Origin of the sequence: Propioniciclava soli, assembly GCF_038502305.1 — a bacterium.
Lineage (GTDB): Bacteria > Actinomycetota > Actinomycetes > Propionibacteriales > Propionibacteriaceae > Propioniciclava > Propioniciclava soli.
On the sequence record NZ_CP115965.1, the window covers coordinates 523,842 to 535,980 of the forward strand.

Consider the following 12,139-nt stretch of genomic DNA (forward strand, 5'->3'; position numbering starts at 1 on the left):
CTCTGCCGGGGGTGTCGGCCCCACATGGCGCGCCCTGCGATCACGTGGCGCGCTCAGTGATCACGTGGCGCAGGGGAACTTACGTGGCGCAGGGGAACTCACGAGGCGCAGCGGAACTCACGTGGCGGGCCTTGGACGGGCCTCCAGGTGAGGCCCGCATCGCCATGTGAGGTCGGGGCGCGCCACGTGAGCTCAGGGTGCGCCACGTGAGGTCGGGGTGCGCCAGGTGCAAGGGGAATGCGCGACGTGAGACGAGCTGAGCTGATCGAGATCAGGCTGACTCCGGAGGAACCGACGGCCCTGCTCACACTCCGGTTCCTGCCTCAAACTCCGGCTCCAAACCTGGAGTTTGAGACCCAAGCGTGCGTGTCGCGGCCCCACCGGGGGCCGGTGCTCAGCCCTCCGCGGGCTTCTCGTCGTGGAGGCCGCCGATGGTGTCGCGGGCGTCGCCGCCCTGGGGCGGGGTGAACTCGTTCTCGAAGTCGGTGCCGCGGGCGCGATCCCAGCTGGCGCGGATCTCGTTCTCCGCGTCCTCGCGGGCGACCCAGACGGCTCCCTCGACGGACTTGCCGGGCTCGAGATCCTTGTACACCGAGAAGAAGTGCTCGATCTCCAGCAGCGCGAGGTCGGCGAGGTCGGTGAGGTTGCGCAGTCCCTGCTGACGGATGTCGGCGATCGGCACGCACAGCACCTTGTCGTCACCGCCCATCTCGTCCTGCATCCGGAACATGCCGATGGCGCGGCACTCGATGAGCGCCCCGGGGAACGTCGCCTCGGGCAGCAGCACCATCGCGTCGAGCGGGTCGCCGTCCTGCCCGAGGGTGCCCTCGATGAAGCCGTAGTCGTTCGGGTACTGCGTGGAGGTGAACAGCGTGCGATCGAGGCGGATCCGGCCGTTGTGGTGATCCATCTCGTACTTGTTCTTGGTGCCCTTGGGGATCTCGACGGTCACGTCGAAGCGGAGTTCAGGCTTCATCTTGGGACGTTCGAACGCGTGACGCATCGGGGTTCCTTCGGCTCGTGGGTCAGAACAGGTTTGAGCGTAGCGGGTGGCAGGATGGGGGTCACCCTCCCGGCGTCACCTCCGGGAGTGACGACAGGAGGTGCGCGTGGCACGTCGCCGGGGCTGGGTCTGGCCGACCGTCACCTGGATCGCCGTGCTCACGGTCGGCGTGGCCGTCTGGGTGGTCCGGTTCCCCGTGGCGCAGGCGCTCGACACCGACCCCCGGGTCGGCGTCGGCCACGTGGCGGCGCGTCCCGTGGCCGACGCCCCGCACGCCGTCCTCCCCGTCCTCCCCCCCCCCTCCGTCACCCCCACCTCCGACCCCGCCACCCCCGTCCCCACCACCCCCGTTCCCGATCCAGGCACCCCCGACCCAGACACCTCCAATCCCGCCGCCGTCGCGGCCCGGCTGGCCGCGATCCCCAACCCGGGCGGGGGCGACATCGTGGGCGTCGTGCTGGATGCCCGCACCGGGGCCGAGATTCACCGGATCGGCGACGGGGTGCGGACGCCGGCGTCCAGCATGAAGGTGCTCTCGGGGGTGGTGGCCCTCGACGTGCTCGGCCCCGAGACCCGCTTCGCGACCACGGCCCTCCTCACCGCCGACGCCGGCACGGTCGTGCTCCGCGGCGGGGGAGATCCGCTGCTCACCACGGCCCCGGCCCCCGCGGACACCCACCCCCAGCCGGCCTCGCTGCAGGAGCTGGCCGCGGCGACGGTGGCCGCGCTGCAGGCGCGCGGCATCAGCACGGTCGCCCTTGGCTTCGACGCCACGCGCTTCGGCGGCCCGGCCTGGAATCCACAGTGGCCCGACATCTTCGCCACCTCGGTGGCGCCCATCACCGCCCTGACGGCCGACCACGCGCGCCCCGACCCGGCGAGCGCCGTGCGCGACCCCGACCCGGCGCGCTTCGCCGCCACCCGCTTCGCCGAGGCCCTGAGGTCGGCCGGCATCGCCGTGACCGCCGTCAACCCCGCGGCCACGCCCGGTGATGCCGTCGAGCTCGCCCACGTGGAGTCCCCGCCGGTGCGCGCCCTGGTGGGGGAATCGCTGCTCCGCTCCGACAACGACACCGCCGAAACCCTCACCTGGCAGGTGGCGGTGGCGCGCGGCCGCCCCGCGACCCCGGCGGATGCCGCCGGAGTCCTGGCCGAGGAGCTCCAGCGCCTCGGGCTGTGGACCGACGGCATGGTGGTGCACGACGGCAATGGCATCGCCGGCACGAACCAGGTGAGCCCGGACGCGCTGGCCCGCGCGGTGGCCCTGGGCATCGCCCGCGACGACCTCCGCGCCCTCGCCACCGGGTTGCCCGTCGCCGGCGTCACCGGCACGCTCGCGGAGCGCTACACCGCGCCCGATTCCCTCGCCGGCCGCGGCGTCGTGCGGGCCAAGACCGGCACCATCCGCGGGGTCAACACCCTCACGGGGTACACGGTGACCGCCGACGGCCATCCGCTGGTGTTCGCGTTCATGGTGTCCGGCGGGGCGGGGCAGACCTCGGCCCGCGCCTGGCTGGACGCGGCGAGCGCGGCGCTCGCGTCCTGCGGCTGCTGAGCGCGTCGACCCGGCCAGGCCCGCCTACGCTGGGCGGCATGGGATCGGTTCCGCACGTCGACGCCGGCGCCGCCGTCGCGACCGGGGTGCGACTGATGCCCCCCGGCCCGGCCCGATCGCCGGCGCAGGCGCGCGCCCTCGTGTCCTCCTTGCGCCGGGCCGCCGCGGCGTCGGTGCAGCCCGTGGCCGACGTCACCCGGCTCGACGCCACCGCCGCGGGGCCCATGCGCATCGTCGACCGGGCCTCGTGGCTCCAGGCGAACGTGACCATGGCGGTCGCGATGGTGGCGGAGGCCTCCGCCGAGCACCGCGCGCCGCAGGGCCTGCGTGAGCGCCTCGCCGCCCGCGCGAACGGCGCCCAGCTCGGGGCGGTGCTGGCGGCGTTGGGCACCCGCATCCTCGGCCAGTGGTTGCCGTTCGCGCCGGAGCCGCAGCTCCTGCTGGTGGCACCCAACGTGGCCAAGGTGGAGGCGTCGCTCGGCGTCCGGCCCCGGGACTTCCGGCTGTGGGTCTGCCTGCACGAGCAGACCCATCGCCTCCAGTTCGCGCGCGCCCCCTGGTTGCGCGACCACCTGATCGGCGAGATGGCCCTGCTGCTGGCCGACGGGGACGCCGCCGCCGGGCCCGAGCGCCCGCACAGCCTCGTCGAGGCCGCGCTGAGCCCCGATCAACGCGTGGTGTTCGCCCGCGTCGGGGCCGTGATGGCCCTGCTGGAGGGGTACGCCGACGACATGATGGACCGCGTGGGTCCCGACGTCGTGCCCACGGTCGCCCACATCCGCCGCACGTTCGAGGCGCGGCGCCACCGCGGCGGCGCCGTCGCAGTGCTCAACCGTCTGCTGGGCATGGACGTGAAGCTCGCCCAGTACCGCGACGGCGCCCGCTTCTGCCGCGCCGTCATCGGTCGGGTCGGCGTCGACGGACTCAATGCCGCCTACGACGCCCCCGCGCACCTGCCGAGCGCCGCCGAGATTGCCGACCCCGCGCGCTGGGTGCGCCGCGTCCACGGCTGATGGCCCGGCGCGCCCTGGGGCCGGCCACGCTGCGCGTCGTGCAGGCGGTGGACGCCCTCGCCCCCGCCCCCTGGCTGGTCGCGTGCTCCGGGGGAGCGGACTCCCTGGCGCTCGCCTGGGCCGCCCACCACGTCGCGACCCGCCGCGGCACCCCCGCCCGGGCCCTCGTCGTCGACCACCAGTTGCAGGCCGGGTCGGACGCCGTGGCCGCCCGCGTGGTCGCCACGCTGGCCGCGTTCGGGCTCGATGCCCACGCCGTCCCCGTCGTCGTCGGCCACGACGGGGCCGGGCCCGAGGCGTCCGCCCGGGCAGCGCGCCACGCCGCCCTCGCAGCGGGCCTCGCCCCCGACGAACGCGTCCTGCTGGGCCACACCTTGGACGACCAGGCCGAGACCGTGCTGCTCGGCCTGGCGCGCGGCTCGGGTCTCGCGTCGCTGGGTGGCATGGCGGCCGCGCGGGACCATCTCAGCCGGCCCCTGCTCGGGTTGCGCCGAGACACCACGCGCGCCTGCTGCGACGAGCTCGGTCTCACGCCGTGGGACGACCCCATGAACGCCGACCGCCACTTCGCGCGCGTCCGCGTCCGCGACGTCGTGCTGCCCGTGCTCGAGGCCGAGCTCGGCCCGGGCGTCGCCGAGGCCCTGGCCCGCACCGCCCAGATCGCCCGCGCGGCGTCGGAGGAGTTGGACGCCCGCGCGCCGTTCCCCGACGCGCTCGCCGCAGACTGCGCCCACCTGGCCGGGCTCGCTCCCGGCCAGCGGCGCCGCGCGCTGCGCGCCTGGCTGCTGCGGATGGGTGCGGTCGAGGCGCAGGCCGTGCACGTGGCCGCGGTGGAGCGGCTGGTCACCGCCTGGCGCGGCCAACGCGGGGTCGACGTGCCGGGCGGCCGGGTGGCCCGCCGGGACGGGCGCCTGACCTGGACGCCCCGTTCCGCGTTAGGCTGAGCAGGTGAAGGCCTCCCAGATCCCCGCGGAACTGACCCAGGTGCTGTACACGAAGGAGCAGGTGGACGATCGCCTGCGCGACGTGGCGGCCGAGATCGACGCCGAGTACGGCGACAAGGACCTCCTCCTCGTGGGCGTCCTCAACGGCGCCGTCATGGTGATGGCCGACCTCTCCCGGGCGCTGCGCAGCCACGTGGAGATGGACTGGATGGCGATCTCGTCCTACGGGTCCGGCACCCAGAGCTCCGGCGTCGTGCGCATCCTCAAGGACCTCACCACCGACATCGAGGGCCGCCACGTCCTGGTGGTGGAGGACATCATCGACACCGGCCTCACGCTGGCCTACCTGATGCAGAACCTCGCTTCGCGCAAGCCCGCCAGCCTCGAGATCATGACGATGTTCCGCAAGCCGGAGGCGCTGAAGAACCCGGTGTCGGTGAAATACGTCGGTTTCGACCTGCCCGACGAGTTCGTCGTGGGCTACGGCCTCGACTACGCCGGTCGGTACCGCAACCTCACCGACGTGGGCACCCTCGCCCCCCACGTCTACGCCTGAGGCGGGGCAACCCCCGGCCGGGGGTTGGAGCACCGGCGAACGCGGTACTAGTCTGAGGGACACAAAAGGTCGGCCCGGCGCCGGCCCCGCAGTACGGGAGGTTATCGTGGCGCGTCGCGTGCCCATGGTCCGGCAGCCGTTGGCCTGCTGGTCGCGCCGCCACATCGACATGATGCGGGCGAACTCCGACCGCTGTCGCTGACGCCTTCTGCGTCGCGGACGCCGCCCCGAGCCCGCCGCCCCAGAGGCCCAGTCCCCCGGGCCGGTGCAGGCCGGGGATGCCACTCCACACCCGACGCTCGCGCACCGCGCTCTTCAGCACCGCACTCCCCAGCACCGCACTTTGACCTGACGAACGAACTCTCCACCCACCTGTCTACCCGAAGGCCACCACCATGCGTTTCACCAAGCCCGCCGCCGCCCTCGCGGCCACGTTCCTGTTCGCCCTCGCCGGCTGCGGGTCGCCCAGCAGCGATACCACGGCCGCGACCGCGGACGACGCCGTGATCTCGGTCGGCGTCGTCGGCGCCAGCTCACCGGAGTGGACCGTGTTCACCGACAAGGCCGCCGATCTCGGCATCGACGTCGAGATTCGCGACTTCACCGACTACACGACGCCGAACCCGGCCGTGTCCGACGGTTCGCTGACCGCCAACCAGTTCCAGCACCTGCTCTACCTGGCGCGCTACAACCTCGACAACAACGCCGATCTGGTGCCGATCGCGTCCACCGCGATCTATCCGCTGGCGCTCTACAGCAGCTCGTTCACCTCGGTCGACGCGATCCCCGAGGGTGCCCAGATCGCCGTCCCGAACGACGAGACCAACAAGTCGCGCGCCATCCACCTCCTCGCCGAGAACGGTTTGCTCACCCTCACCGAGGGCACCGGGATCATCGCCGCGGAGGAGAACATCGACACCGCGGCCTCACGCGTGAGCGTCGCTCCGATGGACGCCCAGCAGACCGTCACCGCGCTGCCGTCTATCGCCGGCGCGGTCGTCAACAACGACTTCGTCAACGACGCCGGGCTCGACCCCGCCGATGCCCTCGTCGAGGACGACCCCGCCGACCCCTCAGCGCAGCCCTACATCAACGTGTTCGTCGTCCGGGCCGCGGACGCCGACAACGAGCGTCTGGCCCAGCTCGCCACCATCTTCCACGACCCCGACTTCACAGCGGCGCTGGCGGAGCAGTCGGCCGACTCGGCCGTGATCGTGGACGAGACGCCCGAGGAGCTCCAGGCGATTCTCGCCGACGTCCAGTCCTCGCTGGCGGGCTGACCGAGGGCTCCCGATGGCTGAACCCATCATCGCGTTCGACGGCGTGCACAAGGTGTTCGAGGGATCGAACCGGGTGCACGCCGTCGACGACGTCTCGCTCACGATCGACGCCGGGGAGATCTTCGGCGTCATCGGGTTCTCCGGGGCCGGCAAGTCGACCCTCGTGCGTCTCGTGAACGGCCTCGAGCCGGTGACGTCGGGCCGCCTGGTCGTCGACGGCCACGAGGTGTCGGCCCTGTCGGAGAAGCAGCTGCGCGCCGTGCGGCCCGACATCGGCATGATCTTCCAGCAGTTCAACCTGTTCGGCTCCAAGACCATCGCGGAGAACGTCGCCTACCCGCTCCGCCTCGCGAAGTGGGACGCCGGACGCCGCGCCGCGCGCGTCGCCGAGCTGCTCGCCTTCGTGGGCCTCACCGACAAGGCGGACGCCCACCCCTCCCAGCTCTCCGGCGGTCAGAAGCAACGCGTCGGCATCGCCCGCGCGCTGGCGACCAGCCCGAAGATCCTGCTCGCCGACGAGTGCACCTCGGCGCTCGACCCCCAGACCACCCGCGAGGTGCTCGACGTCCTGCGCCGCGTCAATGCGGAGCTGGGGGTCACCATCGTGCTCATCACCCACGAGATGGACGTCGTCCGCTACCTGTGCGACCGCGTCCTCATCATGGAGAACGGCCGCGCCGTGGAGCTCGGCGACGTCTACCAGGTGTTCGCCCGCCCCCGCGCGCAGGTGACGCAGCGGTTCGTGGCGGCCACGATGCGCGACAAGCCGAGCGCGGACGCCCTGGGTCGCCTCGCGGCGACCCACCCCGGGCGCCTCGTCACCGTGCCGATCGTGGACGACGCCCACACCGACGCCGAGCGCAGCTCGGTCTTCGCCCGCCACGGCCTCGAGGCGCGTGTGATCTACGGCGGCATCATCGAGATCTCCGAGCGCCCGTACGGGTCGCTCACCTACGCCGTGACGGGCGCGGACACCGCCGTGGACGCCGCGCTGGCCGACCTCGCCGGTTCCGGCGGCTACACCGAGCACGACCGGGCCACGCTCCCGAACTCGGAGGGTCACCGATGAAGTTCGACTTCGCCGCGAACGGCGGCATCTTCCTCGAGGCGATCGGCACGACGCTCTACATCGTCGCCGTCGCGCTGGGCGTGGGCGGACTCGTCGGGCTCGGCCTCGGCGTGCTGCTCTTCGTGACGCGTCCGGGCGGCCTCCGGCCGAACGCGATCCTGTTCAACCTGTTGAACCTGCTCATCAACTTCTTCCGGCCCATCCCGTTCATCATCTTCATCGCAGCGATGGGGCCGCTGACGCTGGCCGTGGTGGGTTCGAGCATCGGCACCAACGCGTTCATCTTCCCCGCCGCGCTGATGGTGAGCTTCGCCTCGGCCCGTCTGGTGGAGCAGTCGCTGGTGTCGCTCGACCCGGGCGTCGTCGAGGCGGCCCGCTCCATGGGGGCGTCCACCTGGACGATCATCCGCACCGTCGCGATCCCCGAGGCGCTGGCGCCGCTGATCCTGGCCTACACGTTCCTCTTCGTCGCCGTGGTCGACATGTCGGCCCTGGCGGGCATCGTGGCCGGCGGCGGGCTGGGCGCGTTCGCGCTCAGCTACGGCTACCAGCGCTTCGACTGGGCGGTGACCTGGCTCACGGTGGCCGTCATCGTCGTGCTGGTGCAGTCGGTGCAGTATCTCGGCAACTGGTTGGCCCGCAAGGCGCTGCGGCGCTGAACTCTGCCCGCGCCCGCCGGGGGCGCGGGCGCGGTCAGGAGCCGGCGATCTCCCGCAGGGCGGCGAGATGGGCGTCCCAGGTGCGGCGTCCCTGCGCGGTGAGGGAGAACCACGTCCGGGGCCGCTTGCCGACGTAGCCCTTGCGGATGCGAACGATCCCGGCCTCCTCCAGCGCGGACGCCTGCCGGCTGAGCACGGAGTCGCTCACCTGCAGGTGGTCGCGAACGGCCGCGAACTCGATCTCATCGGTGGCGGCCAGGGCGGCGACCAGGGAGAAGCGGACCGGGTGGGTCAGCTGGTCGGCGAGGTGGTGGCGCGGGTGGGCTGCTGAATCGGAGGTCACTGCCGTGCCTCCCGCCAGGCGCCGGCGACCGTCACGATGGTGAGGGCCGCGATGGCGGCCAGGGTGAACCAGAGCTCGCCCTTCCACCACACGGTGGAGCCGATGATCGCTACCGCCCAGGTGATGCCCCAGGCCGTCATGGCGGTGCGCCACCGCTTTCCGAACCCCGCCTTCGTCGAGCGGGAGAAGACAGCCATCATGCCCATCAGGATCGCGAGCCACCCGGCCATGGTGACCATCGGCAACCAGATGAGGCGCTCGTCGGCCCGGGTGAGCAGGTAGACCGCGACGATGAACATGGACGACACCCCACCCAGCCCGAGCAGGCAGGCGATCTGCGGCCAGCCGGCCCCGGAACGTGCGGCGCTGCCCACGTGGGCGGCGCGGTCGAGCAGGTCACGGGCGCGCTGGGCGTCGAGCTCGCCCGCCCTGGCATCTCCGTCGGCGCTCATCGGGCGTCACGCCCACGGTGCTGCGACGCCACGGCCGCGGCCCAGCCGGCGCCCAGGGCGCTGGCGGTGCTCGACGCGATGACCATGAGTTGTGCCGAGCCCTGGACGGCGCCCACGACGAACAGCACGACGAGGACGGCGATGCCGAGGCCGAAGCCAAGGCCGGCCAGTCGCAGATTGCCCTGCTGGCGGGGGAGGGTGGTGCTGGTGGTGGCGGCGGTGGTGTTCATGGGAGGTCTCCTTCTGGATCGAACCGATGTCAGAACCCTAGCAACAACTTTCCAAAGCTGCAAGCACTTCCGAAGAGAATCTCGCGGCGGTCGTGTTGGGGGTGTGCAGTACGCTCAACCGCGCAACCCGACCGCCCACCGACAGGGAGTGGCATGAAAGCTCCTCGGCTGCTGCGCAGCCCGATCCTGTGGATCCTCGGCATCTTCCTGGTGCTCATGCTGGGCATGAACCTGCTGAACACGTCCAGCCGCTACTCGCTGACGCCGACGTCGGAGGTGATGAGCGTGCTGCGCAGCGACGAACCGCTGCGCGAGGTGGTGCTCGTGGACGGCGACCAGGAGATCCGCGTCGAGACGACGGACGGGGACCGCCTCCGCACCAACTGGGTGGGCGACCAGAGCCAGGACGTCATCGAGCTCCTCCAGCAGCGTCAGGCGGCCGGAACACTCGAGACCTGGACGGGGGAGAACCCCGATCGCAGCATCTGGTCGTTCATCTTCCTCGGGATCGTGCCGTTCCTGCTGATCGCGGGCCTGTTCATCTACATGATGAACAACGCCCAGGGCGGCGGACGCGGCGTGCTCGGCTTCGGCAAGAGCCGCGCGAAGGTGGCCAGCAAGGACACCCCGAAGACGCTCTTCGCGGACGTGGCCGGCTGCGAGGAGGCCATTGAGGAGCTCGGCGAGATCCGGGAGTTCCTCTCCGAGCCGGCCAAGTTCACCGCGGTGGGGGCGAAGATCCCCAAGGGCGTGCTGCTGTACGGCCCGCCCGGAACGGGCAAGACGCTGCTCGCCCGCGCGGTGGCCGGTGAGGCCGGCGTCCCCTTCTTCTCGATCTCGGGTTCGGATTTCGTCGAGATGTTCGTCGGCGTCGGCGCGAGCCGCGTCCGCGACCTGTTCGAGCAGGCCAAGGAGGCCGCGCCGGCCATCGTGTTCATCGACGAGATCGACGCCGTCGGACGCCACCGCGGCGCGGGCATGGGCGGCGGCCACGACGAACGGGAGCAGACCCTCAACCAGCTCCTGGTCGAGATGGACGGCTTCGACGTCCGGGGCGGCGTCGTGCTGATCGCCGCCACCAACCGACCCGACGTCCTCGACCCCGCGCTGCTGCGTCCGGGCCGCTTCGACCGGCAGATCCCGGTCGAGGCACCCGACATGAAGGGCCGGCTGCAGATCCTGCGCGTCCACGCCGCAAACAAGCCGATCGGCCCCGAGGTGGATCTCGCGTCCGTGGCGAAGCGGACGCCGGGGTTCACCGGTGCCGACCTGGCCAACGTGCTCAACGAGGCCGCCCTGCTGACCGCCCGGCAGAACCGGCAGTGGGTCACCAAGGAGAACCTCGACGAGGCGATCGACCGCGTCATCGCGGGCCCGCAGAAGCGCACCCGGGTGATGAACGAGCGCGAGCTGCTGATCACCGCCTACCACGAGGGCGGCCACGCGCTGGTCGCCGCCGCGATGCCGGGCAACGACCCCGTCCAGAAGGTGACGATCCTGCCGCGCGGCCGAGCGCTGGGCTACACGATGGTGATGCCGGACGCCGACAAGTACTCCCAGACCCGCGGGGAGCTGCTCGACCAGCTGGCCTACATGCTGGGTGGCCGGGCCGCGGAGGAGCTCGTGTTCCACGACCCGACCACCGGGGCGTCCAACGACATCGAGAAGGCCACCAAGGTCGCTCGCGCCATGGTCATGGAGTACGGCATGACCGAGAGCCTCGGTGCGGTCAAGTTCGGGTCGGGTGACCACGAGCCGTTCCTCGGACGCGACATGGGCAGCACGAGTGCGAACTACTCCGACGAGGTCGCCGCGTCGATCGACCAGGAGGTGGCCGCGCTCATCCAGACGGCCCACCAGGAGGCCTTCGACGTGCTCGACGAGAACCGCGAGGTGCTCGACGAGCTGGTGCGCCAGCTCTTCGAGAAGGAGACCCTCGACAAGGACGAGGTCGCCGCCATCTTCGCGCCGTTGAAGCGGCACCCGAAGCGCCCGGCGTGGACCGGCTCGCCGACGCGCGTGCCGAGCGACGTGCCCCCGGTCGACCCGCCCCCGCGCCCGACTCCGCCGGTCAGCCCGGTTCCGCCGCCGCAGGCGGTCGGCCCCGGTGCGTGGCCGCAGCCGGTTCCACCGTCCGGGGCGTGGCCGCAGGGCCCCTACCCGGGGCAGCAGGGCCCCTACCCGGGGCAGCAGGGCTCCTACCCGGGGCAGCAGGGCCCCGGCCCGCAGGGCCCCTACCCCCCGCAGGGTCAGCCCCAGCCGGGTTCCGGCCCGTGGGGCGCGCCGCCCCACGCCGGGCAGCCCGGCTCGACGCCGCAGCCGACCCCGCCGGGTCCGCCGCCCGGCACCTGGGGTGGCCCCGGCTCGGGGGAGGCCCCGCAGCCGCCGTCGTCCGACCAGGGGTTCGGCCGGCCGTCCGGGCCCGGCCCCCAGCCCCCGGCGACGGGCCCGGGCAAGGATCTCTGAGGTGGCGGTCGACACCGGCCGCGTCGAGGCCGCCGTCCGCGAGATCCTGCTGGCGATCGGGGAGGATCCTGATCGCGACGGCCTGCGCGAGACGCCCGCCCGGGTGGGTCGGGCCTATGCCGAGATGTTCGCGGGCGTGGGGGCGGACCCCGCCGAGCTGCTCGGCGCCACCTTCGACCTTGAGCACCAGGAGATGGTGCTGGTGAAGGACATCGAGGTGTGGAGCACGTGCGAGCACCACCTGCTGCCGTTCCACGGCGTCGCGCACGTCGCCTACATCCCGAGCCCGCACGGCCAGATCACGGGGCTGAGCAAGCTGGCCCGCCTCGTGGACCTGTTCGCGCGGCGTCCGCAGGTGCAGGAGCGCCTCACCTCGCAGGTGGCCGACGCCCTCGTCGACCACCTCCACCCCCAGGGGGTCATGGTGGTGTTCGAGTGCGAGCACCAGTGCATGACCATGCGGGGCGTGCGCAAGCCGGGGTCGAAGACGATCACGTCGGCCGTCCGGGGCGTCATGAACCACGCCGCGACGCGGGCCGAGGCCATGGGCCTCATCATCGGGTGACCCC

11 protein-coding genes and 2 pseudogenes are annotated in these 12,139 nt (G+C 72.3%); 9 read left to right on the forward strand and 4 right to left on the reverse strand.

Annotation, left to right across the window (positions count from 1 at the left end):
* Positions 1–463: 463 nt before the first annotated feature.
* A pseudogene (locus tag PCC79_RS02275) lies at positions 464–976 on the reverse strand (inorganic diphosphatase); the annotation flags it as partial.
* A 133-nt stretch (positions 977–1,109) separates the two neighbouring features.
* On the opposite strand from PCC79_RS02275, the gene dacB reads away from it, so the two are divergent.
* The 7 genes from dacB (at position 1,110) to PCC79_RS02310 (ending at position 8,079) form a co-directional block, all read left to right on the forward strand.
* A complete protein-coding gene (gene dacB, locus PCC79_RS02280) occupies positions 1,110–2,558 on the forward strand; it encodes a D-alanyl-D-alanine carboxypeptidase/D-alanyl-D-alanine endopeptidase (protein WP_342372881.1) in 1,449 nt (482 codons plus the stop codon).
* Positions 2,559–2,596: 38 nt separating this feature from the next.
* The gene (locus tag PCC79_RS02285) at positions 2,597–3,571 is read left to right on the forward strand and encodes a zinc-dependent metalloprotease (RefSeq protein ID WP_342372882.1); all 975 of its coding nucleotides are present in this window, start codon (positions 2,597–2,599) and stop codon (positions 3,569–3,571) included.
* Complete coding sequence (tilS, locus tag PCC79_RS02290) at positions 3,571–4,515, forward strand: tRNA lysidine(34) synthetase TilS (protein WP_342372883.1); 945 nt, start codon at positions 3,571–3,573, stop codon at positions 4,513–4,515. The genes PCC79_RS02285 and tilS overlap by 1 nt, the downstream gene beginning before the upstream one ends.
* Before the next feature lie 4 nt (positions 4,516–4,519).
* On the forward strand, positions 4,520–5,071 hold the full coding sequence (hpt, locus tag PCC79_RS02295; RefSeq protein WP_232549135.1) for a hypoxanthine phosphoribosyltransferase: 552 nt from the start codon (positions 4,520–4,522) through the stop codon (positions 5,069–5,071).
* 395 nt (positions 5,072–5,466) lie between these two features.
* Positions 5,467–6,351 carry a MetQ/NlpA family ABC transporter substrate-binding protein gene (locus PCC79_RS02300; RefSeq protein ID WP_232549136.1) on the forward strand — a complete coding sequence of 295 codons (885 nt, stop codon included), beginning with the start codon at positions 5,467–5,469 and terminating at the stop codon, positions 6,349–6,351.
* A gap of 13 nt (positions 6,352–6,364) precedes the next feature.
* Positions 6,365–7,420, forward strand: coding sequence for a methionine ABC transporter ATP-binding protein (locus PCC79_RS02305; protein ID WP_342372884.1), 1,056 nt, complete (start codon positions 6,365–6,367; stop codon positions 7,418–7,420).
* Positions 7,417–8,079, forward strand: coding sequence for a methionine ABC transporter permease (locus PCC79_RS02310; protein WP_232549138.1), 663 nt, complete (start codon positions 7,417–7,419; stop codon positions 8,077–8,079). Before PCC79_RS02305 ends, PCC79_RS02310 begins: the two co-directional genes overlap by 4 nt.
* 34 nt (positions 8,080–8,113) lie before the next feature.
* Here the strand turns inward: PCC79_RS02310 and PCC79_RS02315 are convergent, their stop codons facing one another.
* From PCC79_RS02315 to PCC79_RS02325, 3 genes are read right to left on the reverse strand one after another with little or no spacing between them, the layout of a single operon-like run.
* A complete protein-coding gene (locus tag PCC79_RS02315) occupies positions 8,114–8,422 on the reverse strand; it encodes a winged helix-turn-helix domain-containing protein (RefSeq protein ID WP_232549139.1) in 309 nt (102 codons plus the stop codon).
* Positions 8,419–8,874 carry a hypothetical protein gene (locus PCC79_RS02320; RefSeq protein ID WP_232549140.1) on the reverse strand — a complete coding sequence of 152 codons (456 nt, stop codon included), beginning with the start codon at positions 8,872–8,874 and terminating at the stop codon, positions 8,419–8,421. Before PCC79_RS02320 ends, PCC79_RS02315 begins: the two co-directional genes overlap by 4 nt.
* Complete coding sequence (locus tag PCC79_RS02325; RefSeq protein WP_232549141.1) at positions 8,871–9,104, reverse strand: hypothetical protein; 234 nt, start codon at positions 9,102–9,104, stop codon at positions 8,871–8,873. Before PCC79_RS02325 ends, PCC79_RS02320 begins: the two co-directional genes overlap by 4 nt.
* A gap of 153 nt (positions 9,105–9,257) precedes the next feature.
* Between PCC79_RS02325 and ftsH the strand changes: the two are divergent.
* Both ftsH and folE read left to right on the forward strand, forming a co-directional pair.
* Positions 9,258–11,390 (forward strand): annotated as a pseudogene (gene ftsH / locus PCC79_RS02330) (ATP-dependent zinc metalloprotease FtsH); the annotation flags it as partial.
* A 181-nt stretch (positions 11,391–11,571) separates the two neighbouring features.
* Positions 11,572–12,135: a GTP cyclohydrolase I FolE gene (gene folE, locus PCC79_RS02335; RefSeq protein ID WP_332836186.1), complete on the forward strand. Its 564-nt coding sequence runs from the start codon at positions 11,572–11,574 to the stop codon at positions 12,133–12,135.
* Positions 12,136–12,139 lie beyond the last annotated feature (4 nt).

Bases quoted from the DNA above. Each gene is read 5' to 3' on its own strand.
- PCC79_RS02310 (WP_232549138.1), top strand. From the start codon at position 7,417: ATGAAGTTCGACTTCGCCGCGAACGGCGGCATCTTCCTCGAGGCGATC.
- PCC79_RS02325 (WP_232549141.1), bottom strand. From the start codon at position 9,104: ATGAACACCACCGCCGCCACCACCAGCACCACCCTCCCCCGCCAGCAG.
- PCC79_RS02320 (WP_232549140.1), bottom strand. From the start codon at position 8,874: ATGAGCGCCGACGGAGATGCCAGGGCGGGCGAGCTCGACGCCCAGCGC.
- PCC79_RS02285 (WP_342372882.1), top strand. From the start codon at position 2,597: ATGGGATCGGTTCCGCACGTCGACGCCGGCGCCGCCGTCGCGACCGGG.
- PCC79_RS02300 (WP_232549136.1), top strand. From the start codon at position 5,467: ATGCGTTTCACCAAGCCCGCCGCCGCCCTCGCGGCCACGTTCCTGTTC.
- PCC79_RS02305 (WP_342372884.1), top strand. From the start codon at position 6,365: ATGGCTGAACCCATCATCGCGTTCGACGGCGTGCACAAGGTGTTCGAG.
- tilS (WP_342372883.1), top strand. From the start codon at position 3,571: ATGGCCCGGCGCGCCCTGGGGCCGGCCACGCTGCGCGTCGTGCAGGCG.